This is a genomic window from Legionella sp. PATHC032 (assembly GCF_026191185.1).
Lineage (GTDB): Bacteria > Pseudomonadota > Gammaproteobacteria > Legionellales > Legionellaceae > Legionella.
Map to the genome: position 1 here is coordinate 2,619,480 of NZ_JAPHOV010000001.1, position 20,943 is coordinate 2,640,422.

The window sequence follows — 20,943 nt, forward strand, 5'->3', positions numbered from 1 at the left end:
AATCGTTTACAATTCGTTAATTCTCTTAAACAAATAAATCAAGATTCTATGGTATTTGTAGCTTGCGGGCTTAATCATAAAACTGCTCCAATTCATGTGCGTGAAAAAGTCGCACTGCAGCCAGCCATGCAAGATTCTCTACTAAATAGTCTGCTTGATTTGCCTGAAGTCAATGAAGCAGCTATTTTATCTACATGCAACCGTACTGAAATCTACTGCGATACCAATACCCCTGAGGTTCTTGGAAATTGGTTAGCTCATGAACACCAATTATCAGAGGAATTATTATCTCAATTTTTATATATCCATCGGGGTAAAGAAGGAATCAAACATACCTTGCGTGTTGCCAGCGGCCTGGATTCCATGATGATAGGTGAGCCACAAATCCTTGGTCAAATGAAACAGGCCTATCAACATGCTTGTCGCCTTGGTACCGTAAAAACACAATTACGACCTGTATTTGAATATATTTTCAGAGCGTCCAAACGCATCAGAACTCGTAGCGGAATTGGAGCCAATCCTGTATCGATTGCCTATGCTGCTGTGCAACTGATAGGGCAATTTTTTAAAAACTATCATTCCTTAAATGTCTTTTTAATTGGTTCTGGAGAAACAGCCTCCCTGGTTGCCAAATACCTGCATCAGCAAGGTGTCCATCGTTTTTTGATAGCGAGCCGCACTCTGGAAAATGCTCAAAAATTAGCTGAAATTTTTGGTGGAAAAACACTTTCCATTGGTGATATTCCTCAATATTTACCTCTGGCCGATGTTGTTATTTCTGCCACAGCATGCCCGCTTCCTTTCATCAATAAAAGCCTGGTTGAGCATTCCTTAGAGCAAAGAAACCATGCTCCTATGTTTTTATTGGATTTAGCTGTTCCCCGTGATATCGAAGAAAATGTCAATGAATTGGAACAAGTTCATCTCTATAACGTAGATGATTTGCAATCCATGATAGAAAAAGGGATGGATGAAAGGCGAAATGCAGCATTACAAGCAGAACAATTGATCGAAAGTGAACTGGATAACTACATTAGATGGCACCGCTCTCTTAGAGCCAAAGACGTCATTTGCGATTACCGCAATCAAATGCATGCTTTGGCTCAACAGGAATTACAACGTGCTTTGAAAAAAATATCCGCTGGTCAAAATCAACAAGACGTTTTAAATGAATTCAGTATGCGCCTGGTCAATAAGCTAACTCATAATCCCACCATAGGTTTAAGACAAATGGCATGGGATAACAGAGAAGACTTACTTGCCCTCGCACGATATCTCTTTGATACAACAGCCAATCAATCATTATATGAAGAAATCTCTTGAGTTAAAACTACAACAAATGTTGGAACGATATGAGGAAGTAGGCCGCCTACTATCCGAAGCATCCATTATTGCCGATCAAAACCAATTTAAGTCTTTATCAAAAGAATATGCCCAACTTGAGCCAGTTTCGCAATGTTATGAGTCGTATCTAGAGGCAAAAAATAATTTAGATTCTTTAAACGAATTATTGGAAGGTGACGATAAAGACTTAGCGACCATGGCTGAAGAAGAGATAGAAACCGTCAGGAAACAAATTGAGGATCTGGATGAACAATTACAATGGCATCTCATTCCTAAAGATCCTGATGATGAACGCAATATTTATCTTGAAGTCAGAGCTGGCACAGGTGGAGACGAAGCGGCCATATTTGCCGGGGATCTCTTTCGAATGTACAGCCGTTATGCAGAAAGTCAGGGTTGGCAAATTGAATTAATTAGTGCCAGCCATGGTGAACATGGAGGTTACAAGGAAATAATTGCCAAAATCAGTGGGCAAGCGGTTTATTCACAGCTCAAATTTGAATCAGGAGCTCACAGAGTCCAGAGAGTGCCTGAAACTGAATCGCAAGGTCGTGTCCATACTTCCGCATGTACGGTTGCTATCATGCCTGAAGTGGATGAAATTAATGACATTCAGATAAATCCTGATGACTTACGCATCGATACTTACAGATCTTCCGGAGCTGGTGGACAGCATGTTAACAAAACAGATTCAGCCATTCGCATCACACACATCCCTACTGGGGTGGTTGTAGAATGCCAGGATGAACGTTCTCAACACAAAAACCGTGCCAAAGCCATGTCTTTGTTAAAAACAAGATTATTAGACGCTGAAGTAAGTAAACAAAAACAAGAACAAGCTCAAACACGCAAGTCACTGGTTGGCACTGGTGATCGTTCCGAACGCATTCGAACTTATAATTTTCCTCAAGGTCGACTCACTGATCACCGTATCAATCTAACCATCTACCAGCTCAGTGATATCATGGAAGGGAATTTATCACTGGTCATTGACCCGTTAAAACGTGAATACCATGCTGAACTGCTAGCCGATTTAGGTCGACATGATTGATATTCGTTTATTACTGGAACAAGCTCTGCAACAATTAAAAGTTAAAAACCAGGAAACAAAAATAGAGGCAGAACTTTTACTCTGCCACGTGTTAAACAAGAACCGGGCTTATCTTTTTGCCCATCCGGATGCCTTGGTTAGCCCTGAACAGATTGAAACCTACTTGCAGATGATTAAACAACGTGCTGAAGGTGTACCAATCGCCTACATTACTGGACAGCGCGAATTTTGGTCTCTTTCGTTAAAAGTAACACCGAATGTTCTCATTCCAAGACATGAAACTGAGCGTCTGGTGGAACTTACACTGGAGTTAATACCAGGCAAGGAGAATATTTCTGTCCTTGATCTGGGAACAGGAAGTGGTGCTATCGCACTCGCCCTTGCGAAAGAAAGGCCCCAATGGCATATTGACGCGTGTGATTTCAGCAAAGAAGCATTGGAGTTAGCCCGCTATAACGCTAAAACGCTCGGGTTAAACAATATTAATTTCTGTCATTCCTACTGGTTTAATAGTCTCCCCCCAAAACAATACCATGCTATTGTATCTAATCCCCCCTACATTGCCGAAAATGACCCTCATTTAAAACAAGGCGATGTCCGCTTTGAACCCGTAAGTGCATTAGTCAGTAGTCAAGATGGATTAGCTGATCTACAATATATTATCCAGCACAGTTATGAATATCTTTTGCCTGATGGATTGCTCTTGGTTGAACATGGTTTTGAACAAAAAAATGAGATAAGCGCTATACTTAATCAATTAGGATATAAAAACATACACTGTTGGCAAGATCTTCAAGGACATGATAGGGTAAGTGGAGGACAACGTCCAAGTAATCGGAATTACAAACCTTTGTAGAGGTTATTTATTTGTTGATGACGCTGATGTTTTTTGGTATACGTAGCCATTTTGTATAAAACTCAGTTTCAGAAACAGAATGAAATATAGGGTCTGGCATGACAGGACAATTAATTGATAAAACCAAAGAGAGATTATACAACGTGAAAAACGATGCAATAGGAAATATGGGAATAGCGCCCTACCAGGAGACTGAGGGCGAGGAATATATGAATGAAAAACAGCTGGCACATATTGAAAAAATATTGCTTGCGTGGCGCCAGTCTTTAATGGAAGAAGTAGATCGTACAGTCTCGCACATGAAAGATGAAGCAGCCAACTTCCCAGATCCTTCCGACAGAGCAAGCCAAGAAGAAGAGTTTAGCATTGAGCTGAGAACTCGTGACAGAGAACGAAAACTCATTAAAAAAATCGAAGATGCTCTGGAGCGATTAAGAAATGAAGATTTTGGATATTGTGAAGCCTGCGGAATTGAAATTGGTCTGAAACGCCTTGAAGCAAGACCTACCGCGACTTTATGCATAGATTGTAAAACTTTATCTGAAATCAAAGAACGTCAAAATCAGGGGGCTTGATTCTTTATTGCCTCTGAGCATTAAACAATAAATTCCCGCCAGGCGGGAATTTATTGCTACAAACGATCGATGTATTTTATGTATTTTACCAATTACGGCTACAGATTAAATCAAATTAAAAAAGGTTCAGGTAAAGACTGGCTTTTTCTGCCAGGTGGACCCGGGCTTGGTTCTGAATATTTAGCCGGTTTTTGCAGCAACTTGACTTTGCAAGGTACTGTAAGCCTTGTTGACTTTCCAAAAGATGGAAACAATGGTGAAGGCCAACTTGATTTTTTATCTTGGCAGCAGGGCCTTATTTCATTACTGAAGTCTTTGAACAAGCCAATCCTTGTTACGCATAGTTTTTCAGGAATGTTCACGCTGAATTTACCCGAAGTCGAGAATCATTTAAGTGGGCTTGTTTTAATGAATACAACAACAACCAACAGTTTCTTTCAGCATGTTAACGAAATGCGTCAAAAACATAATTTACCGGATTTAGTCCCTGCTGCGAGCCAATATCATTTATATCCATCCAACGAAACCTATAAAAAATTTTGGGACACTTATAAACATTATTGTTTTACTCAAGAAGAACTACCTATTGGAGAGCAAATGATGGAATTATTTGCCTACAACAATGAATCCTATCATTATGCGATCGAGCATTTTTATAATGATTTTCACTATAAGTGGCATCCTCAAATCATTCCAACTATGACCATTGCCAGTGAACTTGATTACATTTGCCCACCTGCAATATTTATTCAGGATAAAAGTTTCCAATGCCAAAATGTGATTAATAAGATAATTGATAAGGCAGGTCATTGTCCCTGGATACTGCACCTTGAGCAAGTTCAAAAATGCTTTGATGAATTTGCTGCTATGATACAAGCAATAAACACTGAGAGAACTTTATAACAAGCTAATATCCCAAAACTGCCTCAATTTTCTGTAAATACCTCACTACAGAACCCCTATTACTTTCAAGAACTGAACTGGCGTTTGTAACCATAGTGTTTTGAGATTCTTTATCCTGATATAACTTGATAATGGCATCAACTAACTCATTGACATGATTCACTAGCAAAATTGCCTGAGCTTCTTTAAGCTCTCTGCAAATTGTTTTAAAGTTATGTACTTGATTCCCACTTAAAACAGGCACATTCATTGCGATTGGCTCCAATACATTATGACCACCAACCGGGACAAGGCTGCCGCCAACAAAAGCAAAATCACTAATTTGATAAAATCCCAAAAGCTCACCCAAACTGTCCAGTATAACTACTTCATTCTCTCTGGAAATCGTATTCAAATTGCTACGACATCCAGTATTAAATCCTGTTTGAACACTCAACTGATAGACCGTTTGAAACCGTTCTGGATGGCGCGGAGCAATTAATAACACTACTCCTGGAATAGCCCCCTGCAACCGAGGTAGCTGAAATAAAATCTGAGACTCCTCATCGTCATGAGTGCTTGCTGCAATGATGGTAAGTCTATCCTCTCCCCAATGACTTTTTAACTCCCTGTATTTACTACTATCAACAGAATTAATTTGCAAATCAAACTTCATATTCCCTAATACATGGACTAAATCGGCATTTGCACCCAAGGCAATGAATCTTTCAGCATCTTCATTGCTTTGAGTCAAAATCCCTGAAAATTGATTCAAAACCGGTTTAAATAAAAATTTGAGCTTTAGGTATCCTTGCAAGGAGCGATCAGATAAGCGTCCATTCGCCAGAAATAATGCCACTCCTGAAGCATGAGCCTGATTAATTAAATTAGGCCACAATTCCGTCTCCATAATAACCCCGACACGAGGTCTCGTCCTTTTAAAAAACCGTTTAAGAACACAAGGTAAATCATAGGGTAAATATTGATGCATTACCTTATGACCAAATCGCGATTTTACTCGTTCTGAGCCTGTAGGAGTCATTGTGGTGACTAGTACTGACCAACGTTTATCGAGCATTGCATCGATCAAAGGCGTTGCCGCAATCACTTCTCCCAGAGAAACAGCATGAACCCATACATCAACTGGTGCATTTTCTTGTAATCCCAGGCAAAAACGCTCTCCTATTCTCTGTCGGTAAGCTGGCAATTTTCTACCTTTCCACCACAGGCGAAAAAGCAAATAAGGAGTCAGTAAGTACATTAAAAAGGAATACACAAAACGCATAAACAAGTACCAAACACAAAAAGGTAAAGTATATACCTAAAACAGTTCCTTGTGCGATATGTTACAATTCAATTAGGGACTATGTTGTCTTCTATCTATATTAAAACTTGAAGTTAAATTTAACACATATCTTTATAGGTAACTTCTGATAATGAACTTACGCGATTTCTTTGTAATAACAACCTGGTGGGGAAAAATTCTTGGTGCCTTCTTTGGCTATTTAACTGCTGGACCAGTAGGCGCTTTGTTTGGCATTCTTGTTGGAAACTTTTTTGATAGGGGCCTTGTCAGTTATTACTCTAATCCCCATTGGCTGTATCATGCAGAAAAACAAAAAATTGTTCAAAAAGCTTTTTTTGAGGCTACCTTTTCGATAATGGGACATGTTGCGAAATCTGATGGTCGTGTTTCTGAACAAGAGATTAAAATGGCTAAATCGCTCATGAATGAAATGAAATTGAGTAAGGGACAAAAAGATTTGGCAAAACGATTATTTAATGAAGGGAAACAACCTGATTTCAATGTTAGTCTTGCTCTTATCCAATTACAACGAATCTGCAAGGATAACCGTGATTTGTTAAAGCTTTTTGTAGATATTCAGTATAGGGCAGCTCAAGTAGATGGGCTAAATAGCCAAAAAATTCATGCTCTTGATAACATTTTTACCCATCTGGGATTTGCACCCTTACATAAACAATATCGTTTTTATGAGGATTTTGGTTCTTATTTCCAGCAAGAACGATCCAAACAACACTATCATAATCAACAGGGGTACAACCATACATCCTCTTCTCAAGGACAACAGGGTTACAAGCCTCAATCACCCCCCAATACTTTAGCACATGCTTTTGCTTTACTTGAGGTAAGTCCGAATGCAAACAAACAGGAAGTTAGAAGAGCCTACAGACGTCTACTGAGCCGTAACCATCCAGATAAATTAATTGCTCAAGGTTTACCCGAAGAAATGATTAAATTGGCTAATGATAAAACTCATCAAATTATGAAAGCCTATGAATTGATCTGTGAAAACAAGGGTTGGTAATCCAATGTATCGGTAGATACGATCAAACTTGCTGAAGAATAAACCGGTTCTAGATAAGAAACCAATATCGGAGGTGGTTGTGGCTCAAATTCTGGAAGCTTTGCCATCCAACCATGGACAAACGCTAATAATAATTGTTGGCTGTATTGATAATCATGAGAGGCACCAGGTATGTCAATGGCTAAATAACTATTCTCTTTAAACTTCTCCTCCCTGCTCTTTCGTTGCTGCCTTACCATGTCATAATCAAACTGCCCCACAATATCAAACAGTGGAAATCGTAACCGAGGTACTTTTTGCAGATTTTTATTTAAATCATAGGCTGACAGCATCACTAACCCATTGATCATCTTGGATTGGGGCTTGCTAAAATATTCTAATGTTAGATTAAGTTGATCGCCATAATGGACTAAAACGATTCTTTTATTATCATTCTGCCTTAAAGTACTGATGACTTCTGGTAATTGGTTAATCCAGGGTATCGAGTTATTTTTAGTACAATTCAACAATACGACTGACCAGCCATTTCGAGATAATCCCTTGGCAAACTGTTCCAATAATAAAGACCATTGCGCAGTCTCTCCACCGCTAACAATGATGACCGCTCCATACGAAACAGGTCTTGATAGCCAATAAGGTAAAACGTCCTTTTGTTGATCAACGGTTATGTCAAGCTTCTCTGCAAAAACATTGGAAACAATAAAACAAAATAGTAGTGCTATCCATTTAATTTGATTCATATTTCCCTATAAAATTGCCTATGATGGACAGAATGTGCAAATTAGTACTAGTTAGAATGAGAGAATACTTACGAATATCAAATAAACCACTCTCTCATTGGGCTCCTCAGTCTAAAAATCCCCTCTCTTAGCATTGCGGCTTAACTTGAATGACGATGCAAGTTGTATTTGCTATCGCCATAAAAATCACTCTTAATTCTCGGCGAATTCCACACCAGCCTCATCCAGCATCAAACGTGCTTTTTCTGCCATTATTTTATGTGCCAACGCTGTGGGATGAACCAAATCAAAAAACAAATAACCATCACATGCGTTTTCCGTCAATTCTGGTTTCACAGATGCAACCATTTTCAAAACAGAGTTTTTAGTAATCTCATCTATTATCGAATAGGAACAGGTACCCGTTATATTCGTAAACCCATACTCCGAAGCATGTTCTATCACATGGTCAAAGTGACTACCTGTATCAAAAAATAACCACTCAACCTCAGGATAAGTTTTTTTAAAATAATCCACTGTATTGGATAATGCATTATTATGCTGTGTTGAGAAATAGGTCATCTCTTCAACAGAGCCAAATTCCAGGGCTGCAGGGGTTCTACCCAAATCAGGTAAATTCAGAACTAAAATATGCTTCGCACCCTTGTCTACCAGACGTTGTATGCTATCCGTAATCCCGCGGTTAACATTTTTAAGTGTTTCTTCCACTTCAACAGGCATACCAAGGTAATTATTTGCCCCTATCCAAATTACAAAAAGGCTGTCAGGGCTTGCTTTATCCTGATGTGCTAACAAATAAGAATTCACTTCTCTTCTTAAGGTAAAAAATACCTCATCATCTTCTTCATCGACAGAGACTCCTGCCCCACCAAAAGCATAATCCAGTAATCGAGAATTGGGATCATTAGGGAAATACGAAGCGGCCAGACGCTCTATCCACACTGGACCATTGGAGAAACGACCTTCAAAATAAGGGGGAGATTGAGGAAGTTGGTGTTTCATGTATTCATATAAGTTACCGTTATCCGACAAGCTATCACCAAATACAACTATGTTATTAAGTGGTGTCGCACTAACAACTCCCGACAATAAAAAAGCACACAAAGATGCTAATAGTTTCATGAAACCCCTTAAATAATAGATTGATTTTATATCATTAGGTTCATTCAATTATATAATGATTTATCAATTTTTCCACGGCATTTAACACATTACTGTATATAAATTTTCTGTTGATCTAAAACTGAAACCTAATTATAGTAAATCCTGTAAACACTTTCCTGACTCGATTTATAATGCGTTGTTTTTTAGTAACAGGATACAGCAACTCAGCATCTTACAATCGATTCAGCAGAAATATCATCAGCCCTATTTCTTTATGAGAACCATAATAATGACTAAATTTGAAAGGAATTTCCTGATTAATAGCTTGATGTTTTTTGAAACCATACTCTCTGTGGACAAGAAACTGGATGATGCAATTCACCATTTTACTCAAGGCCAATGTGAAAACCCCCGCTATCAAATTAATTCACGTATAACAGATGCTGATGACTGGTCAAAGGAAGATAAGCTAAAACTCACTTCTGCAATTGCAGAAGCCATCGCCCTCGTTTCGGAGAAATATGAAAATCCAACCAGTGAGATAACAGAGCAAATACAAAGTGCCCGAAACATACTATTAGATGATTATGTTCCATTACTTACAGCGAACACCAGTCCCGAGAATAGATTAAAATCCGTGAGAGAGAATAGTATCCAGATAAGAAAAGAGTTAATTACCAAACTCAAAGAAGAAGTACCTTACAAAAGCCAGTTTGAAAACCCCTATGTTCTTTTCCCATTTGTTGCTGCCACTGTAGCCGTAGCAGCTACTGCTGTATCGGTGCTGTTTAACAACAAACCATAAAAATAGTATTTAATACTAATGAAGCCTCATGGTGAGGCTTCATTAAACATATAGACAAAAATAATAGCTACCTAAATCGATAGGCAGATTCATTATGAATATAGTCTAATGCTTCTCTGACTTCTTCCTTTATTCGCTGTTCAAACTGGCCTCTTGTTTTTTGACTGAAACCTCGTGACTTGTCAGCTCTCCGAATTGAGCAATCGGGCTCATATCTATTGCTTTCAATCCCTTTAGTATGGATTATTTCTCGATCAAAAAAACCAGATTCATACTTCTTTTTCATAACTCAGCCCCTCCATGTTAAATTTCAGAACGCCAATCCATATTAGGGATATTAAATTAGAAAAACAAGCCAAGAAAGGCAGGCCTTAAAGGCAAAATCATATTTTGATTAAATAATACAGTGTTTGAGTCATTTATTGTGCTTAATAGCATGATCTTGCACCAAATAGACCTTTAACCGTTTTACAAAACGATTAAAGGCCAAATGGTAGTGTTAATAAGCTTTACTGCCGAGTTACTCAGGCACTACCAATTAATGTTAAATTCAGTTGGCGGCCGCAAACCCAAGCCTTGGTTAAGTCTTTCATCACTTCTTTAGGCATCCCTTTTGGCAAACGAACGGTAGAGTGATCTTCATGAATTTTAAGACCAGTAATATATCGGCTTTGCAAGCCAGCCTCATTAGCAATAGCCCCAACTATGTTGCCAGGTTTGACTCCATGAATTTTGCCTACATCAATGCGGAATAAATCCTGAGCTACTGGTTCTTGATTAACAGCCTTTCTGCCATCATTAAATTTTTTTCTTTCATTAGCAAAATCTTTAGCAAAATCTTTCTTGCTTCCTCGCGCCCCTTTCCGATCACCAGAAGAACTTTTTCTATCTTCTTTAAATCGACCACGTAAATCCAATCCTTTTTCTCCGGCCCGAGCTCTCTCTTCTTTGAATGCAGAAGCAGCTTTTGGTAAATTCAATTCTTTTCTCCAAGGCATATCTTTATGCAGCAATAAAGCAAGAGCAGCTGCAACATCCACTGCTGATACTTCATTTTCTTTAATGTATTCTTCTACAATCCTTTTATAGGAATACACATGCTCATGGTTCAGCCGAGTAGTAATGTTAGACATGAATCTTTGTTGACGAGCCATCTGTATCATATGGTCATTAGGAACTTGAACTTTCTCAATTCGTTGCCGGGTATGGCGTTCAATGCTGGAAATTAAACGAGATTCCTTGGGCGTTACAAATAAAACCGTAACACCAGAACGGCCTGCCCTCCCTGTTCTGCCAATTCTATGAACATAGGTTTCATTGTCATGGGGCATATCATAATTAATCACATGGGTAACTCGTTCAACATCCAAACCGCGTGCAGCGACATCCGTCGCCACAAGGATATCAATCGCTCCTTGTTTAAACTGTGCAATAATCCGCTCGCGCAAAGACTGAGTAATATCACCATGAATTGCCATTGCTCTTAATCCATGCTGCTGCAATAGTTCTGCTACTTCCTCAGTACTGCTTTTAGTGCGTACAAAAACGATAACCCCTTGATAATCCTCTACTTCCAGGACCCGGATTAACGCATCCGGTTTTTGATGTACAGAGGCAAATAAAAACCGTTGTTCTATAGATTTGACCGTAGCAGTTTCCATACGGATTTCAATTGAAGCTGGGTCATTCAAATAAGTATTAGCTATTTGACGAATTCGATAAGGCATAGTTGCTGAAAACAATGCCATTTGCTTTTTTTCAGGTAGTTTTTCCAAAATGGTTTCTACATCTTCAATGAAGCCCATACGCAACATTTCATCTGCTTCATCGAGAATAAAGGTCTGTAAATTATTTAAGAGCAAAGTGCCTTTGTCGATATGATCGAGAATACGTCCTGGAGTTCCAACAACCACTTGCGCGCCACTACGCAATTGTTTTAATTGACGACCATACTCTTGTCCACCACAAAGAACGGCGATAGTCACATTACGTTGATACTTACTTAATAATTCAAACTGTTCCGCAACCTGGATTGCCAGTTCACGTGTAGGGGCCAAAATCAAAGCCTGGGTGGTCGGTATGTCAAGAGACAGATTTTGCAAAATTGGTAATGCAAAAGCCGCGGTTTTACCTGTACCGGTCTGTGCAAGAGCAATCGCGTCGCGACCTTGTAACATCAAAGGAATGGTTTGGGCCTGGATAGGCGATGGCGTGATAAACTTCATATCGTCTAACGCTTTATTTAAAGCACTAGAAAAATTAAAAGTAGAGAAGTTTGATATTTCTTGATTCATACTGTTCCTGAATATAATAAAGCGTCTTTCTTAAAAGGCTAACTAATATAAAAAATGTGCATTATAATAACAAAATTAACAAGATGATGCACTATATTTATTAATTTTATCAAGACAACAACCTATCTTGATAAAAAATAATTTTATCAAATCAGCCTTATTTCGACCTTTATTTTTTATTTTTAAACAATAAGAGGAAGAGCTTCCTTAATTAACTCAAACTGCGCTGGTAACCAACCAATGCTTTCACCATCCGCCTCAATTTCTATTTTACTTTCTTCTAATGGCTCTATTTTAATTTTTTTAGCCTGGATATAATGAACATTATTATCCAACAAATGGCTCCCTGAATAAATTTTATATAACTTTAAAAGTGCGTTTAGTTTTGAAAAATCATTAAAAGAAACCACATCAAACAAACCGTCATTCACTTTTGCCATGGGTGCTACATGCATACCTCCTCCGAAATACTGGCCACTACAAACAGCCATTAATAGCATCGAGCTTTCAAAAGGTATGGCATCATCTATCTGAATCCTTACTTTGGTTTCACGATAGGTCATCAGCCCGGTTAAAGAATGTAACAAATAATTCAGAGTGCCGCCCAGCTTTTTTAACCATTTGCTTTTAGATGCGCGCAAAACCACACGTCCTGACAAACCGCAGCTGGCAATGTTAATAAAATACCTCGGAACTTGATTGGAAAGAGTAATTTTCCCAATATCACAATTGATGAATTGGTTATGGCTTAATCTATCCAGGAATTCGGTCATTTTCTGTTTGGGGAATTGTCTTGTAAAATCACCACCACAACCTGCGTTAAAAAAGGCGATTTTTGTTTGCGGATTTTTTAATTTATCTTTCTCAATTAACCCATTTAAAACATGATTTAAAGTACCGTCTCCGCCGATTATTAACAGACTGTCAGGGTTTTCAGCAAGAAGTCCGGCTGTGATTGCTTCGAGATCATTAACCCTGTTAGATATTCTGTAAACAGTTTGTTCGAATAGGGCGTGTAACCCAGGTTTTAGAGCTTTCCAAACTTTTTTCCCGAGACCGCCCCCTGCTATAGGATTTATCACTACAGCAATTTTATTCATACCAACGCAGCCAACCGACAAGCCTGATCAATAGCATGTCGTGCATCAAGCTCTAAAGCTTTATAAGCACCGCCTATTAAATGCACCAATTTACCTGCCATTTTTAGGGGCTCATACAAATTCTTTAGTTCTATTTGACCTGCACAAATCACTATAGAATCAACTTCCAAAACTTGAGGTTTGTCGTCAATAGTCAAGTGCAATCCCTGATCATCAATGCGCTCATAATTTACACCTGAAAGCATTTTGACTTGTTTATGTTTTAAACTGGAACGATGAATCCATCCGGTAGTTTTTCCCAATCGTTTACCCATTTTTTCTTTTTTGCGTTGCAATAAATACACTTCACGAGGGCTCGGTGCAATTTGAGGTGGTTTTAATCCACCTCTATGTTGTCCGCTAATATCAATCCCCCATTCATTATAAAATTCCTCAGACGTCAATTGATGGTCATGGGTTAAAAATTCAGCGACATCAAAACCAATTCCTCCTGCGCCAATAACGGCAACTCGTGAACCAACAGGCTTACTCTGAGTAATCACATCAATATAGCTTACTACCTTTTCATGATCTATGCCTTTAATCTCGGGAACTCTGGGTATAATTCCACTAGCCAACACCACTTCATCATAGTCTTTAAGTAATTCCACAGTGGCTTCAGTATTCAAACGTACATCCACTTTATACTTTTGGAGCTGGTAAGCAAAATAATTCAAGGTATGCTGAAACTCTTCTTTTCCAGGAATTTTTTTCGCTAAATTAAACTGTCCGCCAATCTGATTCGCTTTTTCAAACAGAGTAATTTTATGCCCTCGTTCGGCGGCTGTTACAGCAAAAGCAAGACCAGCCGGTCCGGAACCAACTACAGCAATAGACTTCGGTTGATTTGTTGTTTCATAAATCAAGGTTGTCTCGTTGCATGCACGAGGATTAACCAGACAAGATGCTGTTTTGTTCACAAAAACTTGATCAAGACAGGCTTGATTACAGGCGATACATACATTAACCGCTTTGCTTTCACCTAATTTTGCTTTTTCTGCAAAGCAAGGATCCGCTAGAAATGGTCTAGCCATAGAGATCATGTCTGCGACCCCATCTTCCAATAGTTGATTAGCCAGCTCTGGTGTATTAATCCGGTTAGATGTAATCACTGGTATTTTAACTTCTGGCTTTAAATGCCGAGTCACTTGAGTGAAAGCAGCAAATGGAACCATCGTTCCTATCGTTGGAATTCTTGCTTCATGCCAACCTATACCCGTATTGATTAAACTGGCACCAGCTTGCTCAATGGCTTTAGCGAGGGTAACCACTTCCTGCCAATTACTCCCCTCCGCCACCAAATCAAGCATGGACAGGCGATAAATGATAATAAAGTGCTCCCCTACTGCCTCACGAACACTGCGAACGATTTCAATAGGAAAGCGAATACGATTGGAGAAACTTCCTCCCCATTCATCCCTGCGGTGATTGGTATGAGTTACTATAAACTGGTTTATCAAATACCCTTCGCTTCCCATGATCTCAACTCCATCATAGCCAGCCAATTGGGCCAGTCTGGCGCATCGGGCAAAATGTTTGATGGTTTTGATAATTCGTCTTTTACTCATTTCCCAAGGTTTAAAAGGGCTAATGGGGGATTTAATACCGCTTGGCGCTACAATAAAAGGGTGATAGCCATAACGCCCGGCATGCAAGATTTGCAAAGCAATTTTTCCACCTGCTTCATGAACCGCTTGAGTAATGACTTCATGTCGATGCTGCTCTTTACTATTAGTCAACTTGGCAGCAAAGGGAGCCAGACGACCAGCTCGGTTAGGAGCAAAACCACCCGTTACGATTAATCCAACTCCACCTTGAGCCCTTTCTCTATAAAAACTTGCCAGGCGATTTAAGTTTTCTTTATCTTCCTCAAGTCCAGTATGCATTGAACCCATTAATAAACGATTCTTAATTTGGGTAAAACCCAGATCCAAAGGCTGAAAGATGGCTTTAAAAGGGGTGTTATCAATTCTCAATTCCATGAGGGCTCTCTGTTTAATTGAAGCTTAAAACATAAAGTATAAACCTTGCTTATTATACAGCAATCATTTTTTACTGATTCAATTCATTTAAAATCCTCTCTCTAAACACTGAAACAGAATTTACAAAAATCTCATGGTCGACACAATGACGTTTTACACATGGAAATTCTGATATACTAAATGGCTGAATTAAAAATATTTTTAACCAAAAAAATTGAAGTTTTTTGTAAATCCTGTGGAATAAATGCTTTTCTTGGATAATACTAAAAATATTAACAGGTTTTGAAAAATACCAGGAAATGACATGAATAAATCAGGAATAATATTAGTTGGTACTCTTTTATTCTCAAGCATGGCTATTGCGGATGATCTTACAGCGCCAATTTACACGACTGGACCCAAACCGGTTGCAATAGGCAAGGTAACCTTTACACAAACCCCATATGGTGTTTTGATTACACCTGATTTAACTAACCTTCCTGAAGGTCCGCATGGTTTCCATTTACATAAAAATGCTGACTGTGGTAACCACGGAATGCACGCAGAAGGGCATTATGATCCTCAAAATACCAATAGCCACCAAGGTCCTTATGGTAATGGGCATTTGGGGGATTTGCCTGTTTTATATGTCACAAGCGATGGAAAAGCGATGATACCTACTTTAGCCCCTCGTTTGAAATTAAGTGATATGCATAATTTAGCTGTCATGATTCATGCCGATGGAGATACTTATAGTGATAATCCTCCACAAGGGGGCGGTGGAGACCGTATAGCCTGTGGCGTCATTAAATAATTTTGGACATTTGAAGCAGGTTAACTGCTTCAAATCCATTATTTTATTCAATTCGCACACTGACATGAACCGCATGAATAACCGCAACAATACGCCCAACTCGTGCAAGGCTTATATCGGATAAGCCGTGCTCTTTCAATTGACGTGCGTGAGAGCTAACACAAGCCCCACAACCATTGAGGGCAGAAACAGCAAGGGACAATATCTCAAAAGTTACCCTGTCTACTCCGGGATTCATCATTCCTTGCATTCGCAATCCTGCAGGAATGTGCTCAATTTCCTTAATTTCAGTTAAATGAACAAAACGATAGTAAATATTAGTCATCGCCATAAGACTTGCCGCAAGTTGTGCTGCACGCACAATCTGTTCGTTATGCACCAATTCTTTAAGTTCCTTAATTAAAGCCTCATTACCTAAAGAATAACTCACTGCCAATGCAGAACCTAAAATCTGCTGCTCACTCAATCCATCACTTTGCTCCAGATTAAGAACCTTAATCAAATTCAAGCGTATATCTTTAGCCACTTCCGGTATGCTTTCTTTAACATTCTCTAACATGATTGATGCCTCTTATTTCAATTTATTTAATATGAATTGTTTCTTCACCTTTTTTCCAGTTACAAGGACAAAGTTCATCAGTCTGTAAAGCATCCAGAACACGTAATACTTCAGCTGGATTGCGCCCCACATTTAAATCCGTAACCATTACAAAACGAGTAATTCCCTGAGGGTCTACAATAAATGTCGCGCGTTGAGCAACCCCCTCCTCGTCATCCAATATACCCAAATTTGCTGTCAATTCTCGTTTAACATCAGCAAGCATGGGAAATGGCAGATTTTTCAAGTCTGGATGTTGATTTCTCCAAGCCAAGTGTACAAATTCACTGTCCGTGCTTCCACCCAGAATTTGAGCATCCCGATCGGCAAACTCTGAATTTAGCCTTCCAAACTCCGCGATTTCAGTAGGGCAGACAAAGGTAAAATCTTTAGGCCAAAAAAATACGACTAACCATTTACCCTGATACGTTTCATCAGAAATAACTTGAAATGCATTGTTGACCTCATTAGCCACTGTTGCTTTAAGTTGAAATTTTGGAAATTTGTTGCCTACCGTAATCATAAGTTTTCTCCTCATTAAATTAACACAATTGTCATTATTAAATTTAGGTGAAATCATTTAATAAATAAAATCAATTGTTTTTATTAAAACAATAAATATTATCAATTAAAATAAAAATTATTAATCCATTTTGCAAAATATTTGGCTTTTGTGTTTTTATAAACTACTTTTAAAGAAGGGCCGGTGGAGGAATATTGGTATGGAAGACCCTTTTTCTGTATTGCTAAAATCACTACAATCAGTATTTCATTTAGAAGCAATGAGAAATGGCAAATATACTTTTCCCGCAGTGCAACATCTTAAGGAAGCTACCGAGAACTACGATCCAAAAGCCAGAAATACTTTTATTGAACTGCTTAGAGCAATTAGAGAAGCCCTGCCCTATATTGAAAAATGGCGGATTAATTTTAATATAATCAGAAAATCCATGGATGCACTGGCCAAATTGCACCACATGCCAACCATTGACTGGAATCAAGTCTTATCTCATCCAAAGGTATCTCCACGATTTCAATTCAGTGCACTGAATCATTCTCCTCATGAACATGATTTAATAACCTGGCTTGCAAAAAAGACAGGCAAACCCTTCTCTCAATTGGAGCATACTGAATTAACTCAAACACTGGTTGACAACAGGGATAGGCCTGGATTTAGCCAAAGATTAAGCAATCACTTAAAAAAAGACCCTGATTTTTTATACAATATCATTGTCAAATCGGAAAGAAATTTCATCAAAATCGCTCAAACCCGCTTAATTCTCTATTTAACAGACGAACAACTCGCCAGAGCGATAATTAAGCATACTCCCCTTTTGATTCATAAACGAAAAGAGCCCTTCGAGCAAATAGAACAATTGATTCATACCCTCAACGAAATATTATCCAATGGTCGTTCAGTATCAACTCTTTTACGAAATACAGATGCTAAATCCATCCTGGAGAGTTCACCGTTATTTCAAATGTATTTGAGTGAAGCATATAAAAACAGAAATCAACATCCCAATAAAAGCCCTGATTTACAAACAAAGGAATCATTGAAACCTGGTTTATAAAACAAGGCGTGACAACACCCTGCCCTGAGCAATTCACAAAGCAGGATAACCAGCAAAAACAACAAGATCAAATCTATCAATAATTGACCCGGTCTGATTAATCCAATAAGCCCAAAGACTTGACCGTGTCGCGCTCACTTCGTAACTCGTTTAAAGTGGTATTGAATCTCTCGCGTCCAAAATCGTTGAACTCCAGGTTCTCAACCACTTTTAATTCGCCACGCTCTCTGCGGCATGGGAAAGAGAAGATCAAACCCTCATCCACTCCATACTCTCCCTTTGAGCGACGGCACATTGAAAAGGACTCTCCAGCTGGAGTATCAGTCACTAAATGATTAACCCCAGTAATAATTGCATTGGCGGCAGAAGCAGCAGAAGACGAGCCTCGTGCTTTGATTACTGCAGCTCCCCGTTGTTGGACGGTTGATACAAAGGTTTCTTTTAACCAGGTTTCATCATTTATGACTTGAGCAGCAGAAATCCCATTGATTTTTGCATTATAAAAATCGGGATATTGGGTAGAGGAATGGTTACCCCAAATTGTCATTTGAGTCACTGCAGTAATATCAACACCTGCTTTTTTGGCCAATTGAGTACGAGCTCTTAACTCATCCAGTGTAGTCATTGCATAAAAGCGATCGGAGGGCACGTCTTTTGCATGATTCATGGCAATCAGGCAATTGGTATTACAAGGATTTCCTACAACAAATACGCGTACATCATCACTTGCATAATCATTAATCGCCTGGCCTTGTTTGGTGAATATGCCACCATTGATTTGCAATAAATCAGAACGCTCCATACCTTGTTTTCTCGGAACCGAACCTACTAATAATGCCCAGTTCACTCCATCCATTGCCTTATTCAAATCGGCAGTACAAACAATACGTTTTAATAAGGGAAATGCGCAATCATCAAGCTCCATAGCGACTCCTTCCAGAGAGGGAAGTGCCGGCTCAAGTTCAAGTAAACTCAATTCCACTTCAGTATTTGGCCCAAACATTTGACCGGAAGCAATACGAAACACCAAGGCGTAACCTATTTGCCCAGCGGCACCTGTGACAGCAACTCTTACTCGATTATTTGTCATATTATTTCCTCTTATTCAACCACTCTTTAACTAAAAATAGCGCAGCAATACTGCGCGCCTCGGTAAAATCAGGTTTCTCCAATAGCTCATAAGCAGCGTGTAAAGGCCACTCTACTGTTTCAGGAGGTTCGGGCTCATCACCTGGCAACGGCGAGAGGTACAAGCCCTCCGCAACAATAAGCTCAATGCGTGCTCCAAAATAACCAGGAGCCAATGACATAGAACGAATCCAGTGCAGTTCCCTTGCTGCAAACCCTGTCTCTTCACGTAACTCTCTGTTCGCTGCCTCGATAGGAGTTTCATTTCTGTCTATAACTCCCTTGGGAAAGGATAATTCATAAGAATCAGTACCTGCGGCGTATTCCCGAACTAATAATAATGATTCCCCAGGAGTCAATGCAACTATTAACACCGCCCCATGACCATGACTTTTAATCCGCTCATAGACTCGCTGAGCCCCATTGGAAAATTCCAGATACATTTCTTCAACTGTAAACAACCGGGATTTGGCTATCACGGTTCTTTGCTTACATTTTGGTTTATTCCGCATCAATGGTCATCACTTAATTTTGTAGCAAAATTGCTACCATGATACTATTGCATTCCCCAACAAGCCAGTTTAAAAATTGTAATGCTTCCGTTATCCTTGTATATTCATATTCCCTGGTGCATCAGAAAATGCCCATACTGCGATTTTAACTCACACAAAAGCCCTGATGTTTTACCCGAACACCAGTATATTCAGGCTTTGATTGAAGACCTTAAAACCGATATTTCCTCATACAAAACTCGCGAAATTAACTCCATTTTTATTGGTGGCGGCACACCCAGTTTATTTTCAGCCAAAGCTTATAACAACTTATTTAACGAATTAAAGCGCATACTCCCCTTTGCAAAAAATATTGAAATCACAATGGAGGCTAATCCCGGTACTGTAGAGCAACATCGATTTACTGATTATAGACAATCAGGAATAAATCGTCTTTCTTTGGGAATTCAAAGCTTTAATCCCAATCATTTAAAAATTCTCGGCCGTATTCATGACGAGAAACAAGCTCATTCAGCCATAGATACTGCTCGTAAAGCCGGCTTTGATAACCTGAATCTTGATATCATGCACGGTTTACCCAATCAAAGTGTGGAGCAAGGATTACAAGATCTTAAGACGGCTTTATCCTATCAACCCGAGCATTTATCTTGGTATCAATTAACCATAGAACCGAATACTGTATTTTACAAGCATACTCCTACCCTGCCTTCCGAAGAAGAAGATTGCTTACTGGAGGAGCAAGGATTTGCCCTGTTACATGATTCTGGATATCAGCGCTATGAAATTTCTGCCTTTTCCAAGCCCGAAAAACAAGCCAGACATAATCTCAATTATTGGTTATTTGGTGATTATTTAGGTATAGGTGCCGGAGCTCATGGAAAAATGTCAACCCCAAACGAAGTAATACGAACCCGTAAGCATCGGCAACCCAAAGATTATCTGGATAATGAAAAACCATTTCTGGCTGCCCGGGAATGCATTAAAGGAAAAGAATTGTTATTTGAGTTTATGCTGAATACAACCCGGCTCGAACAACCTATACCTTTTGAATTATTCACAACTGCGACAGGATTGGAGCTTAATCAGCTTTTACCCTTACTTGAATTGGCCAGGAAGAAACAATTAATAAGTTTAACAGAGACTCATTGGCAAGTAACACCATTAGGCAGGCAATATACCAATGATTTGCAATCCTTGTTTCTGCCCTAGCTCACTGTTTGAAAAATTATTAACTCTTGC

General features: G+C 39.0%; 21 protein-coding genes. 10 read left to right on the forward strand and 11 right to left on the reverse strand.

The annotated features are described in order from the left end of the window. Positions 1-48: 48 nt before the first annotated feature. From hemA to OQJ02_RS11680, 5 genes are all read left to right on the forward strand, one after another. A complete protein-coding gene (gene hemA, locus OQJ02_RS11660) occupies positions 49-1,323 on the forward strand; it encodes a glutamyl-tRNA reductase (RefSeq protein WP_265719830.1) in 1,275 nt (424 codons plus the stop codon). Beyond that, complete coding sequence (prfA, locus tag OQJ02_RS11665; RefSeq protein WP_265719189.1) at positions 1,307-2,395, forward strand: peptide chain release factor 1; 1,089 nt, start codon at positions 1,307-1,309, stop codon at positions 2,393-2,395. The genes hemA and prfA overlap by 17 nt, the downstream gene beginning before the upstream one ends. Next, entirely contained in the window at positions 2,388-3,251 is an 864-nt protein-coding gene (gene prmC / locus OQJ02_RS11670; protein ID WP_265719190.1) for a peptide chain release factor N(5)-glutamine methyltransferase, read from the forward strand. Before prfA ends, prmC begins: the two co-directional genes overlap by 8 nt. A gap of 98 nt (positions 3,252-3,349) precedes the next feature. Then, on the forward strand, positions 3,350-3,826 hold the full coding sequence (gene dksA / locus OQJ02_RS11675; RefSeq protein ID WP_010948044.1) for an RNA polymerase-binding protein DksA: 477 nt from the start codon (positions 3,350-3,352) through the stop codon (positions 3,824-3,826). Positions 3,827-3,895: 69 nt separating this feature from the next. Then, positions 3,896-4,729 (forward strand): alpha/beta hydrolase, encoded by an 834-nt coding sequence (locus OQJ02_RS11680; RefSeq protein WP_265719191.1) that lies wholly within the window; start codon positions 3,896-3,898, stop codon positions 4,727-4,729. Between the two features lie 4 nt (positions 4,730-4,733). Here the strand turns inward: OQJ02_RS11680 and waaA are convergent, their stop codons facing one another. After that, a complete protein-coding gene (gene waaA, locus OQJ02_RS11685; protein WP_265719192.1) occupies positions 4,734-5,993 on the reverse strand; it encodes a lipid IV(A) 3-deoxy-D-manno-octulosonic acid transferase in 1,260 nt (419 codons plus the stop codon). Positions 5,994-6,144: 151 nt separating this feature from the next. Between waaA and djlA the strand changes: the two genes are divergently transcribed. Beyond that, a complete protein-coding gene (gene djlA, locus OQJ02_RS11690; protein ID WP_265719193.1) occupies positions 6,145-7,035 on the forward strand; it encodes a co-chaperone DjlA in 891 nt (296 codons plus the stop codon). Here djlA and OQJ02_RS11695 read toward each other — a convergent pair. Both OQJ02_RS11695 and plaA read right to left on the reverse strand, forming a co-directional pair. Then, positions 7,002-7,775, reverse strand: a complete 774-nt coding sequence (locus tag OQJ02_RS11695; protein WP_265719194.1) for an alpha/beta hydrolase — start codon at positions 7,773-7,775, stop codon at positions 7,002-7,004. The genes djlA and OQJ02_RS11695 overlap by 34 nt on opposite strands. A gap of 192 nt (positions 7,776-7,967) precedes the next feature. Further along, positions 7,968-8,897 carry a GDSL family lysophospholipase PlaA gene (plaA, locus tag OQJ02_RS11700; protein WP_265719195.1) on the reverse strand — a complete coding sequence of 310 codons (930 nt, stop codon included), beginning with the start codon at positions 8,895-8,897 and terminating at the stop codon, positions 7,968-7,970. A gap of 271 nt (positions 8,898-9,168) precedes the next feature. On the opposite strand from plaA, the gene mavE reads away from it, so the two are divergent. Then, positions 9,169-9,684 (forward strand): Dot/Icm T4SS effector MavE, encoded by a 516-nt coding sequence (mavE, locus tag OQJ02_RS11705; protein ID WP_265719196.1) that lies wholly within the window; start codon positions 9,169-9,171, stop codon positions 9,682-9,684. 67 nt (positions 9,685-9,751) lie between these two features. Here the strand turns inward: mavE and OQJ02_RS11710 are convergent, their stop codons facing one another. The 4 genes from OQJ02_RS11710 to OQJ02_RS11725 form a co-directional block, all read right to left on the reverse strand. After that, complete coding sequence (locus OQJ02_RS11710) at positions 9,752-9,970, reverse strand: hypothetical protein (RefSeq protein WP_265719197.1); 219 nt, start codon at positions 9,968-9,970, stop codon at positions 9,752-9,754. A gap of 238 nt (positions 9,971-10,208) precedes the next feature. Further along, positions 10,209-11,978: a DEAD/DEAH box helicase gene (locus OQJ02_RS11715; RefSeq protein ID WP_265719198.1), complete on the reverse strand. Its 1,770-nt coding sequence runs from the start codon at positions 11,976-11,978 to the stop codon at positions 10,209-10,211. Between the two features lie 182 nt (positions 11,979-12,160). Further along, entirely contained in the window at positions 12,161-13,078 is a 918-nt protein-coding gene (locus tag OQJ02_RS11720; protein ID WP_265719199.1) for a diacylglycerol/lipid kinase family protein, read from the reverse strand. Beyond that, on the reverse strand, positions 13,075-15,099 hold the full coding sequence (locus OQJ02_RS11725; RefSeq protein ID WP_265719200.1) for an NADPH-dependent 2,4-dienoyl-CoA reductase: 2,025 nt from the start codon (positions 15,097-15,099) through the stop codon (positions 13,075-13,077). Before OQJ02_RS11725 ends, OQJ02_RS11720 begins: the two co-directional genes overlap by 4 nt. Before the next feature lie 304 nt (positions 15,100-15,403). Between OQJ02_RS11725 and sodC the strand changes: the two genes are divergently transcribed. Then, the gene (gene sodC / locus OQJ02_RS11730; RefSeq protein WP_265719201.1) at positions 15,404-15,892 is read left to right on the forward strand and encodes a superoxide dismutase SodC; all 489 of its coding nucleotides are present in this window, start codon (positions 15,404-15,406) and stop codon (positions 15,890-15,892) included. A gap of 43 nt (positions 15,893-15,935) precedes the next feature. Here sodC and OQJ02_RS11735 read toward each other — a convergent pair whose 3' ends face one another. After that, positions 15,936-16,451: a carboxymuconolactone decarboxylase family protein gene (locus OQJ02_RS11735; RefSeq protein ID WP_265719202.1), complete on the reverse strand. Its 516-nt coding sequence runs from the start codon at positions 16,449-16,451 to the stop codon at positions 15,936-15,938. Between the two features lie 22 nt (positions 16,452-16,473). Beyond that, positions 16,474-17,013 (reverse strand): peroxiredoxin, encoded by a 540-nt coding sequence (locus OQJ02_RS11740; RefSeq protein ID WP_265719203.1) that lies wholly within the window; start codon positions 17,011-17,013, stop codon positions 16,474-16,476. A 130-nt stretch (positions 17,014-17,143) separates the two neighbouring features. Between OQJ02_RS11740 and OQJ02_RS11745 the strand changes: the two genes are divergently transcribed. Continuing rightward, positions 17,144-18,064 carry a hypothetical protein gene (locus OQJ02_RS11745; protein ID WP_265719204.1) on the forward strand — a complete coding sequence of 307 codons (921 nt, stop codon included), beginning with the start codon at positions 17,144-17,146 and terminating at the stop codon, positions 18,062-18,064. Positions 18,065-18,161: 97 nt separating this feature from the next. On the opposite strand, the gene OQJ02_RS11750 is transcribed toward OQJ02_RS11745, so the two are convergent. Beyond that, a complete protein-coding gene (locus OQJ02_RS11750; protein WP_265719205.1) occupies positions 18,162-19,154 on the reverse strand; it encodes a malate dehydrogenase in 993 nt (330 codons plus the stop codon). A gap of 1 nt (position 19,155) precedes the next feature. After that, positions 19,156-19,704 (reverse strand): ADP compounds hydrolase NudE, encoded by a 549-nt coding sequence (gene nudE / locus OQJ02_RS11755; RefSeq protein WP_265719206.1) that lies wholly within the window; start codon positions 19,702-19,704, stop codon positions 19,156-19,158. 81 nt (positions 19,705-19,785) lie between these two features. Between nudE and hemW the strand changes: the two genes are divergently transcribed. Further along, complete coding sequence (gene hemW, locus OQJ02_RS11760; protein WP_265719207.1) at positions 19,786-20,913, forward strand: radical SAM family heme chaperone HemW; 1,128 nt, start codon at positions 19,786-19,788, stop codon at positions 20,911-20,913. Positions 20,914-20,943 lie beyond the last annotated feature (30 nt).